This window comes from Variovorax sp. PMC12, assembly GCF_003019815.1.
Lineage (GTDB): Bacteria > Pseudomonadota > Gammaproteobacteria > Burkholderiales > Burkholderiaceae_C > Variovorax.
In genome coordinates, this window is record NZ_CP027773.1 from 2,532,467 (window position 1) to 2,554,581 (window position 22,115).

Genomic DNA, 22,115 nt, shown 5'->3' on the forward strand with positions numbered 1-22,115 from the left:
ATGAACGACGACTTCACCATTTCCGCCCTGCGCGCACGCATCGCGCGCGGCGAGCTGTCGCATGAAGCGCTGGTCGGGCAAGTGCTCGAAGCGGCAGCGCAGCCCGCCGCGCGGCATGTGTTCACGCGGCTCTATGCCGATGGCGCACTCGCCGCCGCGCGCCATGCCGATGCGGCGCGCAAGGCCGGCGTGGCGCTGGGCCCGCTCGCCGGCCTGCCCGTGTCGGTCAAGGACCTCTACGACATCGCGGGCGAGACCACCATGGCCGGCTCCGCCGTGTGCGCGGGCGAGCCCGCGGCCGCGCACGACGCGGCCGCCGTCGCGCGGCTGCGCACGCAGGGCGCGGCCATCGTCGGCAAGACCAACATGACCGAGTTCGCGTTCTCCGGCGTGGGCATCAACCCGCACCACGGCACGCCGCACAACCCGGCCGACGCGCAGACGCCGCGCATCCCGGGCGGCTCGTCCTCTGGCGCGGCGGTGTCGGTGGCGCTGGGCCTCGCTGTGGCCGGGCTGGGCTCGGACACGGGCGGCTCCATCCGCATTCCCGCCGCGTTGTGCGGAATCGTCGGCTTCAAGAGCACGCAGTCGCGCGTGCCGCGAACAGGCGCCTTCGAACTCGCGCGCTCGCTCGACACCGTCTGCGCCATGGCCCGCAGCGTGGAAGACTGCCTGACGGTGGACGCCGCCATTGCCGACACGCCGCTCGCGGTGCGCCGCCGCCCGCTGCAAGGCATGCGCCTCGCGGTGCCGCGCACGCTGATGTTCGACGACATCGAGCCGGCCGTGGCCGCCGCCTTCGATCGCGCCTTGCAGACGCTGTCGAAGGCCGGCGCGCAGATGGTGGACATCACGCTGGCCGAACTCGCCGAGATCGCGACCGTCAATGCGCCCGGCGGCTTCTCGCCCGTCGAGGCCTCGGCCGTGCACCGCGAGCGCTTCGCCGCGAAGCGCGACGGCTTCGACACCCGCGTGGCCGCGCGCATTGCGCTGGGCACCGAGGTGCGCGCCGCCGACTACATCGCCATGCAGGACCGCCGGCGCGACTGGATCGGCCGCGTCGAGCACGCCATCGAAGGCTTCGACGCCCTGGTGTGCCCGACGGTGCCCATCGTCGCGCCGCCCATCGCCGCGCTCGCGGAAGACGCGGCCTTCTTCAAGGCCAACGGCCTGCTGCTGCGCAACACCTTCGCGATCAACCTGCTGGACGGCTGCGCATTCAGCCTGCCCTGCCATGCGCCGGGCGAACTGCCGGTGGGGCTGATGCTGGCCTCGGTGCGCGGCGACGATGCAAGGCTGGCGGCCGTGGCGCTGGCCGTGGAATCCGCGCTGCACGCACGCTGAACGCGGCGGCAGCCGAGGGCACCCGCGCTGTCGCCGCGGTGCCCGGTTCGGCTATCGTCTTGCGCATGAACCATGTCCTCGTCGTCCCCACGGCCGAATCCCATTTCGAGAGCCTGCACCGCGCGCTCGATGTGGTCGCCCGCGAGCACAAGTACCTTGCGCTGACCGAGGCGCCGCCGCTGGCGCAATCGATCGCCTTCTACCGGAACGTGATCGCCACCGACTTCCCGCACTTCGTGGCGGTCGATGGCGACAGGGTCGTCGGCTGGTGCGACGTGTCGCCGGTGTTCGGGCATTCGCGGGCGCACATCGGCGTCCTCGGCATCGCGCTATTGCCCGAGGCGCGCGGGCGGGGTCTGGGCGCCAAGTTGCTGCAGGCCGCCATCGACAAGTCCTGGACACGCGGGCTGACCCGCATTGCGCTGAACGTGCGCGCCGACAACCTGAACGCCAAGGCGCTGTACGAGCGGCTCGGCTTCGAACATGAAGGCATCGTGCGCCGCGCCAGCCTGATCGACGGCGTCTACCACGACGCCCATGCGATGGCCCTGCTTCGCTAGACTGGAACCAGGTCGTCATCGAACGGAGAGCGCCCATGTGCCGCAGCATCAAGACCCTCTACAACTTCGAGCCCCCCGCCACCGAGCAGGAGATCCGCGCCGCCGCGTTGCAGTTCGTGCGCAAGCTCAGCGGCTTCAGCGTGCCGTCGAAGGCCAACGAGGAGGCCTTCGAACGGGCTGTTGAAGAAGTGGCGGCAACCGCGGCGCGGCTGCTCGAATCGATGGTCACCACGGCCGAGCCCAAGGACCGCGCGGTCGAGGCCGAGCGCGCCAGGGCCCGGTCGGCCGCCCGGTTCGGCGCGGCACCGGAACAGGGCCGGTAAAAGCCCCGCCGCTGCCCGTCGGCGCGGCATTTGATATGGTGTTTGCCGGCCGCTCCAACCGACCGGGAGCTGCTCACAAGCACATGAAAAAGACCTACACCGGCGGCTGTCATTGCGGCGCCGTGCGATTCGAAGCCGACATCGACCTGAGCCTTGGCACCCTTCGGTGCAATTGCGCCATCTGCACCCAGACGCGCTTCTGGCCCGCCATCGTCGCGACCGATGCCTTCCGGCTTCTCGAAGGCGAATCCGAACTCAGCGAGCAGATGCTCGACACCCGCAACAGCCACTACATCGTCTGCAGGCACTGCCGCGTGCGCTCCTTCGGCGTGGGCCATTCGCCCGAGACCGGCACGACCGCCTACGGCGTGAACGTGACCTGCCTGGACGACGCGGACCTCGACGACCTCGCCAACTCTCCCATCCGCTACGTGGACGGGCACCGGGGCACCTGGCACGTCGCGCGCACGGCCATCGGCACCTGAGCGGCAAACGCGCCCTCCACATTCACCACAACCAACAGAAGACAGGAAGCACATGCCCATCGAACTCTGGCTCGCCTTCGTCGCGGCCTCCGTCGTCCTGCTGATCATTCCGGGGCCGACCATCCTCACGGTCATCAGCTATTCGATGTCGCACGGCCGCCGCGCCAACGTGCCGCTGGTGGCCGCCGTGGCGCTCGGCGATTCCACGGCGCTGGTGGTGTCGCTGCTGGGCCTGGGCGCACTGCTCTCGGCTTCGGCCTTCTGGTTCACCGTGGTGAAGTGGGCAGGGGGCCTTTACCTGCTGTACCTGGGCATCAAGCTGCTGCGCGCCGGCATCTCGCCCAGCGAAATGGCCAGGCCGGCGGCACCTGTGTCGCGCTGGCGGCTGTTCGCCAACACCTATCTGGTGACGGCGCTCAACCCCAAGGGCATCGTTTTCTTCGTGGCTTTCCTGCCGCAGTTCATCAGCCCGTCGGCGGACGTGACGCGCCAGATGTGGGTGCTGTCGCTGACCTTCGTGGCGCTGGCCACGACCAACGCCACGCTCTACGCAGTGTTCGCGGCCTCGGCGCGAAAGCTGCTGTCGTCGCCACGCGCACAGCGGCGCTTCAACCTTGCCGGCGGCTCGCTGCTGAGCGCCGCCGGCGTCTGGGCGCTGATGGCGCGCAGGCCCGGCTGAGGCGGCGCGAGTCCGGTCGCGTCAGTTGCGGTTCGGATTGTTCGGCGCGCGGTCGTAGCGGTTGGGCACGCCGTCGCCGTCCCTGTCGCGGTCGTAGCGGTTGGGCACGCCGTCGCGATCGCGGTCGGCCTGCGGGCGCGGCGGCGGCGGGCGGTCGTAGACCGGGGTCACGCAGCCGGCCAGGACGGCCGAGGCGGCCAGGATCAGCGCCAGTGTTTTCGTTGCCATGAAGTTCTCCTAGTAATGTTCGTGGAACCGGCGATCGCCTCCTGCGAGCCGGGGTGTGCGAACTTTGGAATGAAGCGCGCGCCGCCGCCATGAGGCCCGCGCCCCGTCCCCGGGTAGGCCGGCATCCCGATGTGCTTCGCGGAGAATGTCACCGCCACATACTTTTCGAAACGACGCTCTCCTTCATGCAGTTCGCGCCCTCTTCCTTCGACCGAAAGGCCCTGGCCTTCGCCCTGCTCGCAGCGGTTTGCGCGCAACCGGCGCTGGCCCTTGTGAGCTTCGAGGAAGTGAAGCGCGACTTCCGCTCGTCCGACACCGCCGTGGTCGACCGCAACGGCGAGCTGCTGCAGCGCGTGCGCACCGACCCCACCGTGCGGCGCGGCCAATGGACGCCGCTGGCCGACGTGTCGCCGGCCCTGCGCACGGCCATGGTGCTGAGCGAGGACAAGCGCTTCTACGAACACAGCGGCATCGACTGGCGCGCCGTGTCGGCCGCGGCCTGGGGCAACTTGTGGAACACCCGCACGCGCGGCGCCTCGACCATCACGATGCAGCTCTCGGGCCTGCTCGACGAGGACCTGCGGCGCGCCTCGGGCGGCCGCAGCTTCACGCAGAAGATCGGCCAGACCGTGGCCGCCGCGCAGCTGGAGCGCAACTGGCGCAAGGACCAGATCCTGGAGGCATACCTCAACACCGTGCCGTTCCGCGGCGAGATCGTGGGCATCGATGCGCTCTCGCGCACGCTGTTCGGCAAGGCGCCGAGCGGGCTCGATGCGCGCGAAGCGGCGGTGGCTTCGGCGCTGGTGCGAGCCCCCAATGCCAAGCCCGCGCTGGTGGCGCAGCGCGCCTGCGACGTGCTGCGCGCCATGGAGCCGCAGCAGAAGGTCGACTGCGAGGCACTGGACATGTTCACCAGCGCCGCCGTGCAGCGCCGGGCCTTCGAGCCGAACGAGGGCATCGCGCCGCATGCGGCGCGGCGGGTGCTGCGGGAACTGAGGGACGCGAATGCGGGGGCAGCCCCCACCCCGGCCCTCCCCCAGAGCGGGAAGGAGAAAGACAACAAGGAAGCGAGCGTGCGCACCACGCTGCGCGCGCCGCTGCAGCGCTTTGCGCTCGACACGCTGCAGCGCCACCTGCGCGAACTGCGCGACCGCCACGTGGAAGACGGCGCGCTCGTCGTGCTCGACAACGCCACCGGTGAAGTGCTCGCCTGGGTCGGCTCGTCGGGCCCGCTGAGCCAGGCCGCCGAGGTCGACGGCGTCACCGCGCTGCGCCAGCCCGGCTCCACCCTCAAGCCGCTGCTCTACGGGCAGGCCATTGCCGAGCGGCGCATCACCGCCGCTTCGCTGATCGAGGACTCGTCGGCGCAGATCAGCACCGCCAGCGGCCTCTACATTCCGCAGAACTACGACCGCCGCTTCAAGGGCCCGGTGTCGGCGCGCACCGCGTTGGCCGCGTCGCTCAACGTGCCCGCCGTGCGCACGCTGGTGATGGTGTCGCCCGAGGCCTTCGCGCGCGAACTGCGCGCCGCCGGCCTGCCGCTGCGCGAGAGCGGCGACTACTACGGCTACAGCCTCGCGCTCGGCAGCGCCGAGGTGTCGCTGCTGTCGCTCACCAACGCCTACCGCATGCTGGCCAACGGCGGGCGCTACGGCACCACGACGCTGACCGCGCGGCCTGCATCCAATCCAGCCGTTGCGGCCAACAACAAGGCCAAGGCCGCCGAGCCGCCGATGCTCGATGCGGGTGCCGCCTTCATCGTCGGTGACATCCTCTCCGACCCGAACGCCCGCACCCGCACCTTCGGCCTGGACAGCATCCTGTCCACCCGCTTCTGGACCGCCGTGAAGACCGGCACCAGCAAGGACATGCGCGACAACTGGGCCGTGGGCTGGTCGCAGCGCTACACGGTCGGCGTGTGGGTGGGCAACGCCAGCGGCGCGTCGATGTGGGACGTGAGCGGCACCAGCGGCGCCGCGCCGGTGTGGGCCGAGGTGATGCGCTTCCTGCACGCACGCGAGCCCAGCCGCGCACCCGCGCCGCCGCCCGGCGTGGTGCAGGCGCACGTGGAGTTCGGCCCCGGTGCCGACGGCGGCCCGCTGGAGGCCGCGCGCGACGAGTGGTTCCTGCAGGGCACCGAGCAGCCGCTGTTCGCGCTGGACACCGGCATGGCCGGCAGTGCAGCGTCGGCGCGCATCACCGCGCCGTCCGACGGCACCATCATCGCGGTCGACCCCGACATTCCGCCGCTGCGCCAGCGCGTGCGCTTCGAGTCGGAAGGTCGTGGTGTGCAATGGCGCATCGACGGCAAGCATTTCGCGCGCGGCAACAGCGCGCAATGGCTGCCCTGGCCGGGGCGCCACGTGATCGAGCTGGTCGACAGCACGGGCAAGGTGGTCGACCAGCGGCGCATCGAAGTGCGCGGCGCGGGCGTCGTGACCAAGAGCGCGAAGCGATGAGAGCGGGCTTCGCCAATCCGGCCGCGCACGGCTGGCTTCGGCTGGCCGCCTTCCTGATGCTGTTGGCCGCAGCGTTCGCGCTGTGCCTCCCCGCGCAGGCCAAGCCGGTGCCGGTGCCCGCGATGACCTCGCGCGTGGTCGACCTCACGAAGACGCTGAACACCGAAGACGCCAGCTCGCTGCGCGAGGACATTTCCGCCATCGAGCAACGCACGCAGGCCCAGCTCGCGGTGCTGATCGTGCCCACCACGGGGGAGGATTCGATCGAGCAGTTCGCCACGCGCGTCTTCGCGCAGTGGAAGCTCGGCCGCGAGGACGAGAACGACGGCGTGCTGCTGCTGGTGGCGCTGAAAGACCGCCGCATGCGCATCGAGGTCGGCACGGGCCTGGAAGGCCGCGTCACCGACATCCAGGCGGCCCGCATCATCGACGGCGAGATGACGCCGCGCTTTCGCAACGGCGACTTCGCGGGCGGCGTGAAGGCGGCGGTGCAGTCGCTGTCGGAGCTGATCAGCGCGCCGCAGCTGCAGGTGGTGGACGAAGAGCCACCGGCCGAGCAGCAGGACAGGGAGTCTTCGCCGCTGCACCGCGTGATCGACGCGTTCTCCACCGAGTCCAGCCAGTCGCGCATCAACACGACGCTGCTCGCGGTGATGCTCTGGACCATCGGCGTGGGGGTGTGGCACGGGAGCCGGCCGCGCCCGGCCGCGCCGCGCGTGGTGTCGCAAGGCAGCGGCAAGCGGGGCCGCAAGGGCCGGCGCGTGGACGCGCACCGGGCGCAGCGCGAAGGCGCACTCTGGGCCGACCTGAAGACCGAGCCGCCGTCGCCCGAGCGGCGCCGCTGGCCGACGGTGCTGGGCCTGCTCGCGGCCGGCCCTGTGGGCGCGACGCTGGCGCTGGCGAACCTCGCGATGCCGTTCGCCCTCTTCATGCCGGTCGGCTTCATGTATGGGGTCGGCTACCTGTCGGGCCGGTTCAGGACGGCGCGCTATGTGTTCATCTGCATCGCGCTGGCGATCGCGGGTCTCGTCGGGCTCGGCTTCTACCTGGGCGCGGACAAGGTGCCCTGGATCATCGGGGGCGTGATCGCCACCGCCGTGGTCGGCATCGGCCTCGCGGTGATCGTGGCGGGCGTGCGCATTCACTGGAAGCGCGGCGCGCTCGGCTTCATGGTGCGGCTCGCGCTGGTGACGGGCGTCATCGGCTTCGCCTTCGTCCAGCTGCGGCCGGGCCCGGAGCCGGACGAGACCTGGCTCGCCATGGCGCTGGTGAGCTTCATCGCGCTGGTGTTCGGGTTCTTCCCCGCCACGGGCAACGGCAGCGGCGACGACCACGACGACGACCGCGACAGCGGATGGAGCAGCAGCTCGTCGAGCAGCAGCAGTAGCAGCAGCAGTTCGTCGGACAGTTCCTCGTCCTCGGGCGGCGGCTCCAGCAGCGGCGGCGGCGCTTCGGGCAGCTGGTAGCCCTGGCTAGGACGACCTGAAGATGCTCAGGACGTAATCGACGAAGGTCTTGATCTTTGGGGAATTCCGGCGCGCCGGCAGGTAGACCAGGTTGATTTCCTGCGGCTTGAGCTTCAGCTGCGGCAATACCGGCAGCAGCAGGCCCCTGTCCACCTGCGGCTGGGCCAGCGACACCGGCAGCAAGGCAATGCCGCGGGACGACAGCGCCAGTTGCAGGATCAGTTCCATGTCGTCCGACCGGAAAGCGCTTTGCACGCGAACGCGATGGGTCTTGTCGACGGCCGCGAGGTTGACCTCCCGCTTGCGGCCGTCGGCGCCAGTGGTCAGGAACACATGCCGGGAGAAGTCCTGCAGGCTCTCGACGGCCGGATGGGGCGCCAGGTAGTCCGGCGTGGCGCAAAGCATCAGCGCTTCGTCTTTCAAGTGGCGCGCAACCAGTTCGTCGCACCCGTCGCGTCCGCGGCGGATGGCCACGTCGGCCTCGTCGCGGAAAAGGTCGGCGCGGTCGTTGCCGGTCTCGACCACGACCTCGAGTTGCGGATAAGCGGTCATGAACGCCGGCAGGTGGCTCATGAGCAGCGCCCTGCCGTAGTAGTGCGGCACCACGATGCGCAGCCGCCCCGTCACCGCGTTGCCGCCGGAAGACAGGTTGAGCATGACGTCGTCGAGGATGGTCAGCACATGCTGCGCCGCCACCAGGAATTCGCGCCCTTCCTCCGTGAGCGCGAAGCGCGTGGGGCCGCGATGCAGCAGCAGATGGCCCACCGTGGCTTCCAGCCGCTGGAGCTGGCGCGAGGCGGAAGCCTTGGGTACGTTCAGCACATCGGCGGCGGGGGTGAGGCCCCCCAACTGCGCGGCTTTCGTAAACAGCCGCACATCCGACAAAGAAAAGTCCTTCATTTCAGATTCGACGTGATCCGTTTTTCTTTTTCTCCCGGGCGCTCCCTGTTGGCGTGTTGGCGTGTTGGCGGGAGTGCCAGACGCCGAGCAGATGAAAATGAAACTTAAAGATTCACAAGTGACCTTTAGTTTCATTTTCCAGCACATGTCAGACAATTGGTAACGTTTAACTCAACCTTTCCCAAAGGTGGGGAAAAGTTCACTGTTTTGCCAAGAATCTTCGAATCCAACTTGCACAATCCAGCGGACAAGCTCCACGACCGTTGCGTGCTGCGAAAGCGAGCAACCACCGCGCTCGCAGCCCGGGCTTTGCACAGCGGGCAAAATTCGTCCAATCATTGAATGAATAGGCCCATCTGATGCTCGCTCAAGCCCCACGCACCTCCTTGGCGGATGCCGCCGCCGAAAGCATCCGCGCGGAGATCTCCGGCGGCCGCTGGGCCGTCGGCAGCCGCATTCCCATCGAGCCGCAGCTCGCCCTGCTGCTGGGCGTGAGCCGCGGCACGGTGCGCGAGGCCGTCAAGACGCTCGTGTCGCGCGGCCTGCTCGAAGTGCGGCAGGGCTCGGGCACCTACGTGCGCTCCGGCTTCGACCCCTCTTCCAGCCTGCAGAAAATGCGCCGCGCCAGCCTGCGCGACCAGTTCGAAGTGCGCCGCGCACTCGAGGTCGAAGCCGTCCGGCTCGCGGCGGTGCGGCACACGGCCCGCGACCTGCGCCGGCTGAGCACGCTGCTAGACAAGCGCGGGGTTCCCGACGAAGCCGACGACGGCGCCGGCTTCGTCGAACGCGACCTCGCCTTCCACCTGGCGATCGTCGATGTGTCGGGCAACCTCGCGCTGGCCGAGACCTGCCGCTTCATCACCGGCTACATCAAGGAAACGATCGCCAGCACCATGGGCACCGCGCTGCCCGAGCCCGACGAGGCGGCGCACCGCGCCATCATCGACGGCATCGCCAGCGGCGACCCCGACATCGCCGCCGCGGCGGTGCGCGCCTTCATGGCGCCGATGATCGACGCGCTGGCGCTGGGCACGGCATGAGCGCCGCCGCCCTCGAACGCGACGCCGCCGTTCAACGCACCCGCCCCCCGCAACCCGACGCGGCCGAAGACCTGCTGATCGACACAGAGGCCGACAACCGGCCCGCGCCGCAGCCCACGCCCGCGCCCAACCTGGGCCGACGCATCCTGCTCGGCGCGAGCGTGGTGCTGATCGCGTTCAACCTGCGGCCGGTGTTCGCCAGCCTCTCGGTGGTGCTGCCGGAAATCATCAAGGCGACCGGCCTCTCGGCCACCGCCGCGAGCCTGCTGACCACGCTGCCCATCGTCTGCCTGGGCGTGTTCGCGCCGCTGGCACCGGGGCTCGGGCGCCGCTTCGGCACCGAGCGCACGCTGCTCGGCTGCATGGTGCTGATCCTGCTGGGCACGGTGCTGCGCGGCACCGGCAACATTCCGCTGCTGTTCCTGGCGTCGGCCATCGCGGGCAGCGGCATCGCGGTGTCGAACGTGCTGCTGTCGGGCCTGGTGAAGCGCGACTTCGCGAAGCAGGCGGCGCTGATGATGGGCCTCTACACCATGGCCGTGTGCGGCGGCGCCGCCAGCGCGGCGGGCCTCACGGTGCCCATCGAGCATGCGCTGGGCGGCGGCTGGACCATGGCGCTGGCCATGTGGGCGCTGCCGGCCGCGGTGGTCACGCTGGTCTGGGCGCCGCAGGCGCTGCCGGTCAAGGCGGTGGCGAGCGAATCGGGCTTCACGGTGCGCGGGCTGTGGCGCGACAGGCTGGCCTGGCAGGTCACCTTCTTCATGGGGCTGCAGTCCGCCCTCGCCTACATCGTGATGGGATGGCTCGCGCCGATCCTGCGCGAGCGCGGCCTCGGCAGCGAGACTGCCGGCTACGTGGTGTCGCTGTCGGTCATGACGCAGGTGGTGACCTGCCTCGTGGTGCCGGCGCTGGCGGTGAAGCTGCGCAACCAGCGCGGCCTGGCCGTGGCGCTGGCGGTGCTCACGGTGGCGGCCATGCTGGCGATGCTGTTCGCGCCGCTCGGCGGCGTGTGGCTGTGGGCGGTGCTGCTGGGCATCGCGCAGGGCGGCACCTTCGCGCTGGCGCTCACGATGATCGTGCTGCGCTCGCCCGACTCGCACGTGGCCGCGCACCTGTCGGGCATGGCGCAGGGTGTGGGCTACATGGTGGCCGCCTTCGGGCCGCTGGTGGCCGGGCTGCTGCACGGCTGGACGGGGAGCTTCCGCGCCTCGTCGTGGCTGTTCATCGGGCTGGGCATCGCGCTGGTGATCGCTGGCCTCGGCGCCGGCCGCACCAGGCATGTGGGCGCGGTGACGGTGCCGCGCGGCGCCTGATCTTCCTTGCCGCCTACTGCGGCCCGCCGCCGCAGAAGTCGGCCGAGCCGCCGCCGCTGCCATCGCCGGAAAAGCGCGAGCGCGTGCTGACGGTGGCGCTGGCCGGCACGTGCGCGGCCCAGTCGCTCTGCAGCCAGGTGAACTGCCAGCCGTAGGGGCCGCCGGCCTTTGCCGGCTCGCTGTAGGCGATGCGCAGGCTGCCGCTGCTTTCGTCGTGGCAGTGCTTCGAGGTCTTGTATTCCTTCTCGGTGAAGCAGGCGCGGATCAACTTGCTGCACGAGAACGGAACGCCTTCGTACGCGGCCTTGGCGGACGCGGGATCGGCATCGAGCGGCACGAAGTCGGCGGTGGAAAACGACGCGCCGCCGCCCGAATAGCTCTCGAACTGGCGCTGCAGCACCGCCACGGCCCAGCGCCCGTCGGCCAGCGGGTACAGGGCCGGCGCGAGCGCGCGCCGCACCTCGCCATTGCCCACCTCGCCCGCCTCGCCCTCCTTGACGGAGCCGGCGTACCCGGTGAAGTCGTACACCCGGTCGAGCTTCCAATCCGTGGCATCCGCCGCCCGCTTCAGCCGGCCCAGGGCCAGCGGCGCTTCCGACAGCACCACGTAGTCGCCGGCAGCGCCGCCGCGCGGACGATGGAGCGTCAGCGCCTTGGCGTCGCAGGGCTGGAGCAGCAAGGCGCACAGGTGGGCGCGCCATTCGGCATCGATCGACTCGGGCTGCTTCACCGCGACGAAAACCTGCGCCGCCGGGGCGGCAACCGCGGGCACCGCGACCGGCAGCGCGGCCAGTAGCGCCGCAGCAATGGGCATTTTCTTCATGGGGCCGATGGTAAAACCCGGGCCGTGAACTCCGCCCCAACCTCCACTTCCATCCTGCAGCTGCAGGACATCGGCTTCGCCTACCCCGGCCAGAGCGCCATCGCATCCGGCTGGACCGCCTCGATCGGCCCCGGCGTGACGCTGCTCCATGGCGACACGGGCGCCGGCAAGTCGGCCCTGCTCCAGGTGATTGCCGGCGTGCTGCCCGCCAGCGGGCGGCTGACGGTGGCCGGCACCCGGCTGGACGCCTCGCCAGAGGCCTACCGCCGCCAGGTGTTCTTCGTCGACCCCACCACCGAGCGCTTCGACCAGCTCACCGCCCGCGAGTGCACGCGGCAGCTGACCGAGAGCGACACCGGCTTCGACCCCGATGCCTGGCAGGCGCTGGTCGACGGCTTCTCGCTCGAGCCGCACCTCGACAAGAAGCTCTTCATGCTCTCGACCGGCTCCAGGCGCAAGGTCTGGATGGCCGCGGGGCTCGCCTCGGGCCGGCCGCTGGTGCTGCTCGACGAGCCGACCGCCGGGCTCGACGCCGGATCCACCCGCTGCCTCTGGAAAGCCCTTTCGGACATTGCCGGGCGGGGCCGCCGGGCCGTTCTGGTTGCCAGCGCGGCGCTGGTCGACACCGTGCCGCTGGCGGCTACCATCGCCCTGCCGCTGGATTGACAGAGCCTTTCGCGGGGAGATCGCTCCCCCGGATCGGCCACCCTCCCTCCGCCCGGCGACAATCGCTACCTCGTGAACTGATTCATCCCTGAAGTTCACGCCACCCGACAACCCAGGATTTACGGACGCAAGCGCATGAGCTCGAAGCAACCCACCATCGTCTACACCCTCACCGACGAGGCGCCCCTGCTGGCGACCTACGCGTTTTTGCCCATCATCCGCGCCTTCACCAATCCGGCCGGCATCGACGTCACCACCAGCGACATCTCGGTGGCAGCCCGCATCCTGGGCGAATTTCCCGAATTCCTGAGCGACGACCAGAAGGTGCCGGACAACCTGGCCGAACTCGGCAAGCTCACGCTCAAGCCCGAAGCCAACATCATCAAGCTGCCCAACATCAGCGCCTCGGTCGCCCAGCTCAAGGCTGCGATCAAGGAACTGCAGGGCAAGGGCTACAAGATTCCCGACTACCCGGAGAACCCGACCTCGGACGAGGACAAGGACATCCGCGCGCGCTACAACAAGTGCACCGGCAGCGCCGTGAACCCGGTCCTGCGCGAAGGCAACTCCGACCGCCGCGCGCCCAAGGCCGTCAAGGAATACGCGCGCAAGAACCCGCACAGCATGGCCGAGTGGAGCCAGGCCTCGCGCTCGCACGTCTCGCACATGCACGGCGGCGACTTCTACCACGGCGAAAAGTCCATGACGCTGGACCGCGCGCGCAACGTCAAGATGGAGCTGATCACCAAGAGCGGCAAGACCATCGTGCTCAAGCCCAAGGTCGCGCTGCTGGACCGCGAGGTCATCGACTCCATGTTCATGAGCAAGAAGGCACTGCTGGCCTTCTATGAAAAGGAAATCGAGGACGCGCACAAGACCGGCGTCATGTTCTCGCTGCACGTCAAGGCCACCATGATGAAGGTCTCGCACCCCATCGTGTTCGGCCACTGCGTGAAGATCTTCTACAAGGAAGCCTTCGAGAAGCACGGCAAGCTGTTCGACGAACTGGGCATCAACGTCAACAACGGGATGGTCGACCTGTACACCAAGATCGCCACGCTGCCCCAGAGCACGCAGGACGAGATCAAGCGCGACCTGCACGCCTGCCACGAGAACCGCCCCGAGCTGGCCATGGTCGACTCGGCCAAGGGCATCACCAACTTCCATTCGCCCAACGACGTCATCGTGGACGCTTCCATGCCCGCGATGATCCGCAACGGCGGCAAGATGTGGGGCGCCGACGGCCGCCTGAAGGACGTGAAGGCCGTGATGCCCGAATCGACCTTCGCCCGCATCTACCAGGAGATCATCAACTTCTGCAAGTGGCACGGCGCCTTCGACCCCAAGACCATGGGCACGGTGCCCAACGTGGGCCTCATGGCCCAGAAGGCCGAGGAGTACGGCTCGCACGACAAGACCTTCGAGATCCCCGAAGACGGCGTCGCCAACATCACCGACCTGGACACCGGCGAAGTGCTGATGAGCGAGAACGTGGAGCAAGGCGACATCTGGCGCATGTGCCAGGTCAAGGACGCCGCGATCCGCGACTGGGTCAAGCTGGCCGTCACCCGCGCGCGCAACTCGGGCATGCCTGTGGTGTTCTGGCTGGACGCCTACCGCCCGCACGAGGCGCAGCTGATCACCAAGGTCAAGATGTACCTGCACGAGCACAACACCTCGGGCCTGGACATCCAGATCATGAGCCAGGTGCGCGCCATGCGCTACACGCTGGAGCGCGTCGTGCGCGGCCTGGACACCATCAGCGCCACCGGCAACATCCTGCGCGACTACCTGACCGACCTGTTCCCCATCATGGAACTGGGCACCTCGGCCAAGATGCTGTCGATCGTGCCGCTGATGGCCGGCGGCGGCCTCTACGAGACCGGTGCGGGCGGCTCGGCCCCCAAGCACGTGCAGCAGCTGGTGGAAGAAAACCACCTGCGCTGGGACTCGCTGGGCGAATTCCTCGCGCTGGCCGTCAGCCTGGAAGACCTGGGCCTGAAGACCGGCAACAAGAAGGCCTCCATCCTGGCCAAGACGCTCGACACCGCCACCGGCAAGCTGCTGGACAACAACAAGAACCCGTCGCCCAAGACCGGCCAGCTCGACAACCGCGGCAGCCAGTTCTACCTGGCGATGTACTGGGCGCAGGAACTGGCCGCGCAGACCGAAGACAAGGAACTGCAGGCGCTGTTCGTGAAGCTGGCCGACTCGCTCACCAGCAACGAGAAGAAGATCGTCGAAGAGCTGGCGGCCGTGCAGGGCAAGCCCGTCGACATCGGCGGCTACTACCTGGCCGACAAGACGAAGTTCGAGGCGGTGATGCGCCCGAGCGCCACGCTGAACGCGGCGCTGGCTTCGGCGCAAGGCTGACGCGCTGACGAAGCGATGAGCCCACGGGACGGCGGCAAGCGCCGTCCCGGCTCACTCGCGCAGAGCGAGGGACGGAACTAGACTGTTCGCCCCCTCAGCTCTTCCAGGCAGGCCCCTCATGAAATACCGTCTGCTTATTTCCCTCGCCCTGGCCTTCGCAGGCGCCGCCCACGGCGCAGAAGACTGCGAAGCGCTGCGCACCCGCATCGAATCGAAGATCGCCGCCGCCGGTGTCGCGCGTTTCGCCGTGACCGTCGTCGATGCCAACGCAACGGCGGCCGGCCAGGTGGTGGGCAGCTGCGAACTCGGCAGCAAGAAGGTCGTGTACGAGCGCGACGTCGGGCCGGTGCGCGAAGGCGTGGCTCCCGCGCCTGCGTCGGGCGCGCCCTCCCGCGGCAGCGAGCCGATCCTCACCGAATGCAAAGACGGCACCGTGTCCGTCGGCGGCGACTGCAGGAAGCAGCCCTAGCAAAAAGAAAAAGGCCGCCGCCCACCCGGATCAGCTACCCCGGGCCTCCGGGTCCAGCAGCCCCATCTGCATGCCCTCGCGCACGGCCTGCGCACGCGACTTCACGGCCAGCTTGCGGTAGATGTTCTTGACCTGCGCATCGACCGTGTGGGGCGAGCGGTAGCTCGTCTCGGCGATCTGCTTGTTGCTCAGGCCCTGGGAGACCATCCGCAGCACGTTGATCTCTCGCGGGGACAGCGAAGACCGCCCGCAGTCCGGGCCCGGCGGCTGCAGGCTGCGCACCCGCCTTGGCTTGGCGGGCGGCCGCACGGCAGCCGCGTCGGCCTTGACTTCGTGCATCTGGCGCGCATCCAGGATGCGCTGGGCGATCCGCGACGCCGTCGCCGTGTCGCCTTCCGCGACCAGCCGCATCAGGAAGGCCAGTTCGACCTCGTTCGCCTCGGAGAACAGCGAACCCACGGCGCCCGCCGCGGCCACGCAGTCCGCATGCAGCGCCTGCGCGGCCATGGACAGCGCGGCCGGCTCGGTGCCGCGCTTGCCCTCGCGCAGGGGTTCGGTGGGGATCCTCGTTGTTTTTTTATCGGACAGCATGTGTCGGCGCTCGCTCGAGAAGGGTGGAAAACTGCGAGACCCCTTGTCTCGGGGCCTCCGCGTGGCCCTGCAACCACGTCACCCCGAAGATTGCTTTCGTATGACAAACGGCCTTGACCGTGCGTCTCAGTTCTTGCGAGAATCCGCCGCAAATCCGTTACTTTTTGGCACTTTAGGTTTATTTTCAGATTTTCTGAGAGCCTGTCCGCCTGATTCGGAGCGTTTTTGATGGGCTTGCGCGAAACAGAAACCGTCTCCCGTTCCTCCCTGCGGAGCGGCATCTCCCACAGCCATTTCGACGTGGCTGCCGAACCTGCGCACCGGCAATTCCTGGCCTGGCGCGAGCGCGTGGGCCATGTGATCGACGTCGTCCCCTCGGCATCGGACATCGGCAAGCCGTTCCACGCGTCCATCGACCGGTACGAAGTCGGTGACATCGTCTTCACCGACTGCCGCTCCGACGCCATGCTGCTCGAGCGCTCGCTCGCGCGCATCTCCACCGACAACGTCCGCAACTACGCCTTCCACGTGTTCGCCGAAGGCGACGTCGACAGCGTGACCGTGCGCTCCTCGGCCCAGCGCGACGCACCGGCCGCGGCGAAATTCGTGGCGCTCGACATGGGCCAGCCGGTGCGCATGCATCGCAACGCCTGCCATGTGCTGACCTTCTTCGTGCCGGGCGCGATGGTGCAGGAGGTCTTTCCCGATCCCGCGGCCGTCCACGCCCGCACGATGCAGCCCGACTCGCCCATCGCACAGTTGGCGCTGGACCACACGGCCGCGCTCGGCCGGGAGATCGCGACGCTGAGCGCCCCGGCAGCCGAAAGCGCCGTGCGCGACGCCGTGCAGTTGCTGCTCGCGGGCTTCGGCAAGCAGGCGCGCCTGAGCGGCGGCGCGCGTGCAGCCACCCGCGCGGCGATGTTCGGGCAGGTGCGCCGCTATGTGCAGGCCAACCTGCATCGCGCCGACCTGTCTCCGGAGAACGTGCTGGCGGCGCTGCATCTTCCGCGCCCGACCCTGTACCGGCTGTTCCAGCACGAAGGCGGCCTGGGTGCGTACATGCGCCACCTGCGGCTGCGGCATGCGGCCGACGACCTCGTGCGCTATCCGCACACCATGGTGACCGACGTGGCCTACGGCGTCGGCTTCAAGAGCCCGTCGGACTTCACGAGGGCCTTCCGAAGGGCCTACGGCATGTCGCCGCAGGAGTTCAGGGCTTCGTCGGGCGCGCCTCACTGACCACCCGCGCGAGCCACGCCAGCAGCACGGCGACGACCTCGTCGCGGTTGACCTCGTTGAGCGTCTCGTGGCGCGCACCGCCGAACACGTGGCTCGACACGTCTCGCAGCCCCGCCTCGCGGTAGCGCTGCACCAGCGGATAGAACCACTCGGCCTTGTTGCTGACCGGGTCCTGGTCGCCGATGAACAGGTACAGCGGCAGATCGGGGCGGATGTGCTGTCGCATCGCCTCGGGCGTCAGGTCCGCCAGCTTCGCGAACATCGAGCCCAGCCCCTCGGCCGAGACGGTGAAGCCGCACAGCGGATCGGCGATGTACGCGTCGACCTGCGCCGGGTCGCGGCTGAGCCAGTCGAACGGCGTGCGCACATCGGGCAGCGCGGCGTTCATGTCCTCCAGCTTGAAGCCGGACTGCAGCGCGGTACCCAGCAGGTCGAGCGCGGACGTGCCCGAAAGCACGGCCCCCGCCAGCAGCGCGCTGTGCTCGACGAGGTAGTACTGCGTGGCGAACGAGCCCATGCTGTGGCCCAGCAGGATCAACGGCAGCCCCGGGTGCACGCCGCGCACGTGGCGGCTCAGGAGCGCCATGTCGTCCACGAGCCCGGCGAAAGCGCGTGGACCGAACTCGCCCAGCTCGCCGCGCGCGGCGGCGCCCTTGCCGTGGCCCCGGTGCTCGTTGGCGTAGACGACATAGCCGGCCTCCACCAGCGCTTGCGCCAGATGCCGGTAGCGCAGCGAATGCTCGCCCATGCCATGCGCCAGTTGAATCACGGCGCGCTGCGTCGGGCCTTGCCAGCGATGCGCTTCGATCGCGATGCCGTCGTTGGAAGTCAGGTCGAAGTGCGTCTCTGTGCTCGGCATGCAGTGCTCCATTGAAAAGGGAACGCCATCCTAGGGGGTGGCGGGCGCAGGGAGGATCAGGGCTTTCCAGCTTCTTGCGCGCGGCGGGCCGCGAGCAGCCCGGCCATCTTCTTCAAGGCCGCCTCCAGCGTGGGCTCGAGGTGGATCGAGCAGGCCAGCATCAGGTTCAGCGGCTGGCCGAAGTCTTCGACGGCGAACCCGGTGGCGCGCTCGCGCAGCATGCCGCGCGCGTCTTGCTCGCAGGGCAATGCCGCCTGCACGCGCTGTGCGTAGTTGCCCTCGGGCACGCCGTAGGCTGCGACGGGAAGCCCCAGCGCGACCGCCGCGCCCACCTCGAACACCGTGCCGGAATCCGGCTCCAGGCCGCGGAAGCATTCGAGGTTGGCAACCACGCCATCGGCACTGCGCAACAGCCGCATGTTGGCTTCGTAGATCTTCCTTTCCAGGGGAATGGGCGCCGGGTCTTCGCTGCCATCCGCCGGCGGCACGGCCTCGAGGCCCGCTGCATCGCAAGCGGCGGCCAGGCGGACGAAATGCGCCTTCGCATCGGGACGAAAGACATCCGGCCCGGCCAGGTAGACGCGCGGACGCGGCGCGATGTCGAGGGCTTCATTCATCGGCAAAGCATCGGCTATTTCCGGGCCGGGCTCAATCACGGCGGCGTGACGGGAAGTGACAGGCAGCCAGATGCATTCATGGCGGATTGGGCAAGAAGTTCGCACGAAACGGCTACCACCCAGCGCCCGTTTTTCGGAAGAATCGCTGCATCACCCAGGCTACGGTGCCGCTCTAGCGCGAAAGTACCAAACGGCGGCCCGAGCCAGCCTGTCCCCTTCGCATCGCGTTTTGCAGGATCAGGCAGAAACCGCGTTCGATCCGGATACCGCTTGCGGCCCTTGCCGCGAGAAACTTCCCGTCATGCCCGGCGCACGCTCATCTCTGGTGTGCGCCCCGCGGCCAACCGACCAGCACAAGGAGTTCTCCATGACCGCAATCCAGGAAAAAGTCGTCCTCATCACCGGCGCGAGCAGCGGTATCGGCGAAGCGACCGCGCGGCTGCTTGCGCGGCGCGGCGCCAAGGTGGTGCTCGGTGCGCGGCGCACCGACCGGCTCGCGGCGCTCGTGGCCGAGATCGAAGCCACCGGCGGCACCGCCAGCTTCCAGCGCCTCGACGTCACGCACCGGCCCGACGTGGAAGCATTTGCCGAGTTCGCCCTCGAGACGCACGGGCACATCGACGTGCTGGTGAACGCCGCGGGCGTGATGCCGATGTCGCCGCTGTGGAACCGCAAGATCGAGGAGTGGGAACTCATGATCGACGTGAACCTGCGCGGCGTGCTGCTCGGCATTGCGGCCGTGCTGCCGACGATGCAGGAGCAGGGCTGGGGCCACATCGTCAACGTGGCGCCGGTGGCGATGCAGGGCGTGTCGCCCGCCTCCGCCGTCTACCACGGCACGCAGTACGCGGTGAACGCGATCTCCGAGGGGCTGCGCCAGGAGCACGCCGGCCGCCTGCACGTGACGATGATCAGCCCCGACGTGAACGGCCCGGGCGACCCGCTGGCCGAACGCATCGCCAACAGCTACTCGCGCGAGCGCATGCGCACCAACCGGCGCATCGCGGTGCCGGTGGACGCGGTGGCCCGTTCGATTGCCGGCGCCATCGAGGGCTACGGCATCACCGTCGACACGATGCGGCTGCCCTACAGGCAGAAGCCGCATCCCGCCGTGTACGTGCAGTGATTCAGTAGGTCTTGTAGGGCAGGAACTTGCCCGACAGCACCACGTTGACCCGGTCGCCCTTCGGGTCGGCCTGGCGCTGGATGTCCATGCTGAAGTCGATGGCGCTCATGATGCCGTCGCCGAACTCCTCATGGATCAGTTCCTTGATGGTGGTGCCGTACACGCTCACCACCTCGTACCAGCGGTAGATGAGCGGGTCGGTCGGCACCGGCGTGGGCAGCGAGCCCTTGTAGGGCACCACCTGCAGCCATTTCTGCTCTTCCGGCGTGAGGCCGAAGATCTTGCCGACGACCTTGGCCTGCTTGTCGTCGAGCGTCATCTGGCCGAGGCAGGCGGCGGTGGTCCACTCCTTGGAGAGACCGACCTTCCTGGCCACGTCGGCCCACTGGATGCCCTTGCTCACCTTGACGGTGATGATCTTCTCCGTGACGTCGTTGCGGTTCATGCGGTCTCCTGTTTGAACATGCCGGAGCAAGCAACAGCCGTGCCGGAGGTCAGCGCAACTTGCGCTCCGCTTCCTTGATGGGCTGGTCGTTGATGCTCGCGAAGCGGCGCTGCATCAGGCCGTTCTCCGCGAACTCCCAGTTCTCGTTGCCGTGGCTGCGATACCACTGGCCCGCGTCGTCGTGCCACTCGTACTCGAAGCGCACCGCGATGCGGTTGTCCATGAAGGCCCATAGCTGCTTCTTCAGCCGGTAGTCGAGCTCGCGCGTCCACTTGCGCGAGAGGAACTCGACCACCTGCTCGCGGCCGTTGACGAACTCGGCGCGGTTGCGCCACTCGGTGTCGGGCGTGTAGGCCAGGCTCACGCGCACGGGGTCGCGCGAGTTCCAGGCGTCTTCGGCCGCCTGGACCTTCTTGATGGCCGATTCGAGGGTGAAGGGCGGCAGCGGGGGGCGTGATTCCATGAGAGTCTTTCAATGAAGTGGCAAGAGGGAATGCACCGCAATGTGCCACATGTAGACAGACCTGTCTACATGCCTACAATCGCACCATGGACATCTCCGCACTGCCGGCGCGCGAGCGCATCCTGCTCACCGCCCACGACCTCTTCTATGCCGACGGCATCCGCGCCACCGGCATCGACCGCGTCATTGCGACCTCGGGCGTCACCAAGGTCACGTTCTACCGGCACTTCCCGTCGAAGGACGACCTGGTGCGCGCCTTTCTCGACCACCGCCACGGCCTGTGGATGGCGTGGTTCGTCGACGCGCTGGGCCGGCGCGGCGCGCAACGGCGCATCGAGGGCGGGCAGGCGCTGATGGTGCTGGCCGACGTGATGGCCGAGTGGTTCGCCGACCCGGCGTTTCGCGGCTGCGCGTTCATCAACTCGGTGGTGGAGATCGGCGCCAGCGTGGCCGGCGCCACCGGCATCGCGCGCGAGCACAAGCGCGAGATGGTCGAAGTCATCGCGGGCCTGCTGCCCGATGTTCCGCAACGCATGGCGCTCGCGCAGGCTGCGGCGCTGGGCGTGGACGGCGCCATCGTCAAGGCGCAGATGGGCGACGCGGCACTGGCGCGCGAAGCCGTCGACGACCTGCGCCGGCTGCTCCAGGCACTGACGGCCACGCTCGCCGTCGCCTAGGCCGGAGCACTGGCAGCCGGGAGCGTTCGATACCATCGAACCCCGCAGCTTTAGCCGACAAGAAGATGGTTTCACCGCGCCTTCCCTCGACCCAGGGCCTCCAGGCCTTCGAGGCCGTCGCGCGCCTGCGCAGCGTGAACCTGGCGGCCGAGGAACTCAGCGTGACGCCCAGCGCGGTGAGCCACCGCATCCGCCAGCTCGAGCTTCTGCTGGAACTCAAGTTCTTCACCGGCAGCGACTTCAGCCTCAGCGCCGACGGCATGGCCTACCTGGCCCGCGTGCGCGAGGCCATTGCGGCACTGCAGCAAGTGCCCGGCCGCGAGCCGGCGTCGCAGATGCGGCGGCTGCGCGTGGCGGTCACGCCCACCTTCTCGCGGCAGATACTGCTGCCCCGGCTCGCGCGCTTTCGCGATACCTACCCGAACATCGAGCTGATGCTGCAGGTGACGGCGCCGGTGCGCAGCTCCACACTGGAAGAGGTCGACCTGGAGCTGCGCTTCGGCACCGGCCCGTTTCACGACCGCGAGTTCTGCCAGTTGCTGGCCGACGAGGTGTCGCCCGCGTGCAGCCCGGCGTACCTGCAACGCCACGGCCCGTTCGAGGACGGCTTCTCGACCGACGCCGAGGTGTCTCGCTCGCAGTTGCTGCGCACGCCGCTGGAGTCTTGGCGCACCTGGTTCAAGGCCTGCGGCATCGGCCTGCCCGAGCCCGCCAGCGGCCACCAGCTCACCGACCTGGGCCTGGCGCTCGATGCGGCGGCGGAAGACTTCGGCGTGGTGCTGATGCACCTGAAGCTCGGCAGCGCCTGGCTCGACAATGGCCGGCTCGTGCGGCTGTCGCCACGCAGCGTGCCTTCGCCCAACGCCTACTTCCTGTGCTGGCGGCCGGGCACCATGGAGCGCTGGGAATGCGCCACCTTCGTCGAGTGGCTGCGGCAGGCGCTGCGGGACTGAATTCTTTTCAGCCGAGG

24 protein-coding genes are annotated in these 22,115 nt (G+C 68.8%); 16 read left to right on the forward strand and 8 right to left on the reverse strand.

Translation table 11 applies throughout. The annotated features are described in order from the left end of the window. The 5 genes from C4F17_RS11725 to C4F17_RS11745 all read left to right on the forward strand — a co-directional run bounded on the left by C4F17_RS11725 (nucleotide 1) and on the right by C4F17_RS11745 (nucleotide 3,391). A complete protein-coding gene (locus tag C4F17_RS11725; RefSeq protein ID WP_199851942.1) occupies nucleotides 1-1,344 on the forward strand; it encodes an amidase in 1,344 nt (447 codons plus the stop codon). A gap of 65 nt (nucleotides 1,345-1,409) precedes the next feature. Continuing rightward, nucleotides 1,410-1,904 (forward strand): GNAT family N-acetyltransferase, encoded by a 495-nt coding sequence (locus C4F17_RS11730; RefSeq protein ID WP_081265820.1) that lies wholly within the window; start codon nucleotides 1,410-1,412, stop codon nucleotides 1,902-1,904. Nucleotides 1,905-1,939: 35 nt separating this feature from the next. Then, entirely contained in the window at nucleotides 1,940-2,227 is a 288-nt protein-coding gene (locus C4F17_RS11735) for a DUF2277 domain-containing protein (RefSeq protein ID WP_081265819.1), read from the forward strand. Nucleotides 2,228-2,310: 83 nt separating this feature from the next. After that, nucleotides 2,311-2,712, forward strand: coding sequence for a GFA family protein (locus C4F17_RS11740; RefSeq protein WP_081265818.1), 402 nt, complete (start codon nucleotides 2,311-2,313; stop codon nucleotides 2,710-2,712). Between the two features lie 52 nt (nucleotides 2,713-2,764). Further along, nucleotides 2,765-3,391 (forward strand): LysE family translocator, encoded by a 627-nt coding sequence (locus C4F17_RS11745; RefSeq protein ID WP_081265817.1) that lies wholly within the window; start codon nucleotides 2,765-2,767, stop codon nucleotides 3,389-3,391. Between the two features lie 21 nt (nucleotides 3,392-3,412). Here the strand turns inward: C4F17_RS11745 and C4F17_RS11750 are convergent, their stop codons facing one another. Next, complete coding sequence (locus tag C4F17_RS11750) at nucleotides 3,413-3,619, reverse strand: thrombospondin type 3 repeat-containing protein (RefSeq protein WP_081265816.1); 207 nt, start codon at nucleotides 3,617-3,619, stop codon at nucleotides 3,413-3,415. Nucleotides 3,620-3,804: 185 nt separating this feature from the next. Here C4F17_RS11750 and pbpC point away from each other — a divergent pair, with 185 nt between their 5' ends. Continuing rightward, nucleotides 3,805-6,078, forward strand: coding sequence for a penicillin-binding protein 1C (gene pbpC, locus C4F17_RS11755; protein ID WP_081265815.1), 2,274 nt, complete (start codon nucleotides 3,805-3,807; stop codon nucleotides 6,076-6,078). After that, nucleotides 6,075-7,544 (forward strand): TPM domain-containing protein, encoded by a 1,470-nt coding sequence (locus C4F17_RS11760; RefSeq protein ID WP_106935336.1) that lies wholly within the window; start codon nucleotides 6,075-6,077, stop codon nucleotides 7,542-7,544. Before pbpC ends, C4F17_RS11760 begins: the two co-directional genes overlap by 4 nt. A 6-nt stretch (nucleotides 7,545-7,550) precedes the next feature. On the opposite strand, the gene C4F17_RS11765 is transcribed toward C4F17_RS11760, so the two are convergent. Further along, complete coding sequence (locus C4F17_RS11765; protein WP_106935337.1) at nucleotides 7,551-8,444, reverse strand: LysR family transcriptional regulator; 894 nt, start codon at nucleotides 8,442-8,444, stop codon at nucleotides 7,551-7,553. 359 nt (nucleotides 8,445-8,803) lie between these two features. Here C4F17_RS11765 and C4F17_RS11770 point away from each other — a divergent pair, with 359 nt between their 5' ends. Both C4F17_RS11770 and C4F17_RS11775 read left to right on the forward strand, forming a co-directional pair. Beyond that, entirely contained in the window at nucleotides 8,804-9,484 is a 681-nt protein-coding gene (locus tag C4F17_RS11770) for a FadR/GntR family transcriptional regulator (RefSeq protein ID WP_081265812.1), read from the forward strand. Next, the gene (locus tag C4F17_RS11775) at nucleotides 9,481-10,797 is read left to right on the forward strand and encodes a CynX/NimT family MFS transporter (protein WP_234382771.1); all 1,317 of its coding nucleotides are present in this window, start codon (nucleotides 9,481-9,483) and stop codon (nucleotides 10,795-10,797) included. The genes C4F17_RS11770 and C4F17_RS11775 overlap by 4 nt, the downstream gene beginning before the upstream one ends. 13 nt (nucleotides 10,798-10,810) lie before the next feature. Here C4F17_RS11775 and C4F17_RS11780 read toward each other — a convergent pair whose 3' ends face one another. Then, the gene (locus C4F17_RS11780; RefSeq protein ID WP_106935338.1) at nucleotides 10,811-11,620 is read right to left on the reverse strand and encodes a hypothetical protein; all 810 of its coding nucleotides are present in this window, start codon (nucleotides 11,618-11,620) and stop codon (nucleotides 10,811-10,813) included. Between the two features lie 24 nt (nucleotides 11,621-11,644). Here C4F17_RS11780 and C4F17_RS11785 point away from each other — a divergent pair, with 24 nt between their 5' ends. The 3 genes from C4F17_RS11785 (at nucleotide 11,645) to C4F17_RS11795 (ending at nucleotide 15,128) form a co-directional block, all read left to right on the forward strand. Continuing rightward, a complete protein-coding gene (locus C4F17_RS11785) occupies nucleotides 11,645-12,286 on the forward strand; it encodes an ABC transporter ATP-binding protein (protein WP_106935339.1) in 642 nt (213 codons plus the stop codon). Between the two features lie 135 nt (nucleotides 12,287-12,421). Further along, nucleotides 12,422-14,659, forward strand: a complete 2,238-nt coding sequence (locus tag C4F17_RS11790) for an NADP-dependent isocitrate dehydrogenase (protein WP_106935340.1) — start codon at nucleotides 12,422-12,424, stop codon at nucleotides 14,657-14,659. 118 nt (nucleotides 14,660-14,777) lie between these two features. Beyond that, nucleotides 14,778-15,128: a DUF1161 domain-containing protein gene (locus C4F17_RS11795; protein WP_106935341.1), complete on the forward strand. Its 351-nt coding sequence runs from the start codon at nucleotides 14,778-14,780 to the stop codon at nucleotides 15,126-15,128. A gap of 30 nt (nucleotides 15,129-15,158) precedes the next feature. Here C4F17_RS11795 and C4F17_RS11800 read toward each other — a convergent pair whose 3' ends face one another. Then, nucleotides 15,159-15,719: a helix-turn-helix transcriptional regulator gene (locus tag C4F17_RS11800; protein WP_106935342.1), complete on the reverse strand. Its 561-nt coding sequence runs from the start codon at nucleotides 15,717-15,719 to the stop codon at nucleotides 15,159-15,161. Nucleotides 15,720-16,019: 300 nt separating this feature from the next. Here C4F17_RS11800 and C4F17_RS11805 point away from each other — a divergent pair, with 300 nt between their 5' ends. Continuing rightward, nucleotides 16,020-16,958 (forward strand): AraC family transcriptional regulator, encoded by a 939-nt coding sequence (locus tag C4F17_RS11805; RefSeq protein WP_234382773.1) that lies wholly within the window; start codon nucleotides 16,020-16,022, stop codon nucleotides 16,956-16,958. Here C4F17_RS11805 and C4F17_RS11810 read toward each other — a convergent pair. Together C4F17_RS11810 and C4F17_RS11815 are read right to left on the reverse strand one after the other, a co-directional pair. Next, nucleotides 16,930-17,817, reverse strand: a complete 888-nt coding sequence (locus tag C4F17_RS11810; protein WP_081265860.1) for an alpha/beta fold hydrolase — start codon at nucleotides 17,815-17,817, stop codon at nucleotides 16,930-16,932. The genes C4F17_RS11805 and C4F17_RS11810 overlap by 29 nt on opposite strands. 56 nt (nucleotides 17,818-17,873) lie before the next feature. Beyond that, nucleotides 17,874-18,434, reverse strand: coding sequence for a nucleoside 2-deoxyribosyltransferase (locus C4F17_RS11815; protein ID WP_081265805.1), 561 nt, complete (start codon nucleotides 18,432-18,434; stop codon nucleotides 17,874-17,876). A 367-nt stretch (nucleotides 18,435-18,801) separates the two neighbouring features. Between C4F17_RS11815 and C4F17_RS11820 the strand changes: the two genes are divergently transcribed. Next, nucleotides 18,802-19,560: an SDR family oxidoreductase gene (locus tag C4F17_RS11820; protein ID WP_106937521.1), complete on the forward strand. Its 759-nt coding sequence runs from the start codon at nucleotides 18,802-18,804 to the stop codon at nucleotides 19,558-19,560. Between the two features lies 1 nt (nucleotide 19,561). On the opposite strand, the gene cynS is transcribed toward C4F17_RS11820, so the two are convergent. Both cynS and C4F17_RS11830 read right to left on the reverse strand, forming a co-directional pair. Beyond that, nucleotides 19,562-20,005 (reverse strand): cyanase, encoded by a 444-nt coding sequence (cynS, locus tag C4F17_RS11825; RefSeq protein WP_081265803.1) that lies wholly within the window; start codon nucleotides 20,003-20,005, stop codon nucleotides 19,562-19,564. Between the two features lie 49 nt (nucleotides 20,006-20,054). Then, nucleotides 20,055-20,468, reverse strand: coding sequence for a nuclear transport factor 2 family protein (locus tag C4F17_RS11830; RefSeq protein WP_106935344.1), 414 nt, complete (start codon nucleotides 20,466-20,468; stop codon nucleotides 20,055-20,057). An 86-nt stretch (nucleotides 20,469-20,554) separates the two neighbouring features. On the opposite strand from C4F17_RS11830, the gene C4F17_RS11835 reads away from it, so the two are divergent. Further along, nucleotides 20,555-21,145 (forward strand): TetR/AcrR family transcriptional regulator, encoded by a 591-nt coding sequence (locus tag C4F17_RS11835; protein ID WP_106935345.1) that lies wholly within the window; start codon nucleotides 20,555-20,557, stop codon nucleotides 21,143-21,145. A gap of 65 nt (nucleotides 21,146-21,210) precedes the next feature. Further along, nucleotides 21,211-22,098, forward strand: a complete 888-nt coding sequence (locus C4F17_RS11840) for a LysR substrate-binding domain-containing protein (protein WP_106935346.1) — start codon at nucleotides 21,211-21,213, stop codon at nucleotides 22,096-22,098. Nucleotides 22,099-22,115 lie beyond the last annotated feature (17 nt).

Coding starts and splice junctions, on each gene's coding strand:
- C4F17_RS11725 (WP_199851942.1), top strand. CDS start 1: ATGAACGACGACTTCACCATTTCCGCCCTGCGCGCACGCATCGCGCGC.
- C4F17_RS11730 (WP_081265820.1), top strand. CDS start 1,410: ATGAACCATGTCCTCGTCGTCCCCACGGCCGAATCCCATTTCGAGAGC.
- C4F17_RS11735 (WP_081265819.1), top strand. CDS start 1,940: ATGTGCCGCAGCATCAAGACCCTCTACAACTTCGAGCCCCCCGCCACC.
- C4F17_RS11740 (WP_081265818.1), top strand. CDS start 2,311: ATGAAAAAGACCTACACCGGCGGCTGTCATTGCGGCGCCGTGCGATTC.
- C4F17_RS11745 (WP_081265817.1), top strand. CDS start 2,765: ATGCCCATCGAACTCTGGCTCGCCTTCGTCGCGGCCTCCGTCGTCCTG.
- C4F17_RS11750 (WP_081265816.1), bottom strand. CDS start 3,619: ATGGCAACGAAAACACTGGCGCTGATCCTGGCCGCCTCGGCCGTCCTG.
- pbpC (WP_081265815.1), top strand. CDS start 3,805: ATGCAGTTCGCGCCCTCTTCCTTCGACCGAAAGGCCCTGGCCTTCGCC.
- C4F17_RS11760 (WP_106935336.1), top strand. CDS start 6,075: ATGAGAGCGGGCTTCGCCAATCCGGCCGCGCACGGCTGGCTTCGGCTG.
- C4F17_RS11765 (WP_106935337.1), bottom strand. CDS start 8,444: ATGAAGGACTTTTCTTTGTCGGATGTGCGGCTGTTTACGAAAGCCGCG.
- C4F17_RS11770 (WP_081265812.1), top strand. CDS start 8,804: ATGCTCGCTCAAGCCCCACGCACCTCCTTGGCGGATGCCGCCGCCGAA.
- C4F17_RS11775 (WP_234382771.1), top strand. CDS start 9,481: ATGAGCGCCGCCGCCCTCGAACGCGACGCCGCCGTTCAACGCACCCGC.
- C4F17_RS11780 (WP_106935338.1), bottom strand. CDS start 11,620: ATGAAGAAAATGCCCATTGCTGCGGCGCTACTGGCCGCGCTGCCGGTC.
- C4F17_RS11790 (WP_106935340.1), top strand. CDS start 12,422: ATGAGCTCGAAGCAACCCACCATCGTCTACACCCTCACCGACGAGGCG.
- C4F17_RS11795 (WP_106935341.1), top strand. CDS start 14,778: ATGAAATACCGTCTGCTTATTTCCCTCGCCCTGGCCTTCGCAGGCGCC.
- C4F17_RS11800 (WP_106935342.1), bottom strand. CDS start 15,719: ATGCTGTCCGATAAAAAAACAACGAGGATCCCCACCGAACCCCTGCGC.
- C4F17_RS11810 (WP_081265860.1), bottom strand. CDS start 17,817: ATGCCGAGCACAGAGACGCACTTCGACCTGACTTCCAACGACGGCATC.
- C4F17_RS11815 (WP_081265805.1), bottom strand. CDS start 18,434: ATGAATGAAGCCCTCGACATCGCGCCGCGTCCGCGCGTCTACCTGGCC.
- C4F17_RS11820 (WP_106937521.1), top strand. CDS start 18,802: ATGACCGCAATCCAGGAAAAAGTCGTCCTCATCACCGGCGCGAGCAGC.
- cynS (WP_081265803.1), bottom strand. CDS start 20,005: ATGAACCGCAACGACGTCACGGAGAAGATCATCACCGTCAAGGTGAGC.
- C4F17_RS11830 (WP_106935344.1), bottom strand. CDS start 20,468: ATGGAATCACGCCCCCCGCTGCCGCCCTTCACCCTCGAATCGGCCATC.
- C4F17_RS11835 (WP_106935345.1), top strand. CDS start 20,555: ATGGACATCTCCGCACTGCCGGCGCGCGAGCGCATCCTGCTCACCGCC.
- C4F17_RS11840 (WP_106935346.1), top strand. CDS start 21,211: ATGGTTTCACCGCGCCTTCCCTCGACCCAGGGCCTCCAGGCCTTCGAG.